The organism is Alishewanella longhuensis (genome assembly GCF_014653435.1).
GTDB lineage: Bacteria > Pseudomonadota > Gammaproteobacteria > Enterobacterales > Alteromonadaceae > Alishewanella > Alishewanella longhuensis.
Genome location: NZ_BNAO01000002.1, coordinates 2,428 through 2,744 on the forward strand (window position 1 = coordinate 2,428; position 317 = coordinate 2,744).

A 317-nucleotide genomic window follows, 5' to 3' on the forward strand; every position below is an offset into this window, starting at 1 on the left:
ATAACAGTGTAGTGCATTGACTGAATTGGCGTCCCCTAGGGGATTCGAACCCCTGTTACCGCCGTGAAAGGGCGGTGTCCTAGGCCTCTAGACGAAGGGGACGCTGTAACAGTCTGAAAAGTGCGAGATTTAGTGGCGTCCCCTAGGGGATTCGAACCCCTGTTAGCGCCGTGAAAGGGCGGTGTCCTAGGCCTCTAGACGAAGGGGACGCTGTAACAGTCTGAAAAGTGCGAGATTTAGTGGCGTCCCCTAGGGGATTCGAACCCCTGTTACCGCCGTGAAAGGGCGGTGTCCTAGGCCTCTAGACGAAGGGGACG

Annotated in this window: 3 tRNA genes; all 3 read right to left on the reverse strand. The window is 56.8% G+C overall.

The window, feature by feature from the left end:
• Positions 1–26: 26 nt before the first annotated feature.
• Positions 27–102 (reverse strand) — tRNA-Glu (locus IE163_RS03995).
• Between the two features lie 31 nt (positions 103–133).
• Positions 134–209: transfer RNA gene (locus tag IE163_RS04000), tRNA-Glu, on the reverse strand.
• Between the two features lie 31 nt (positions 210–240).
• Positions 241–316: transfer RNA gene (locus IE163_RS04005), tRNA-Glu, on the reverse strand.
• Position 317 lies beyond the last annotated feature (1 nt).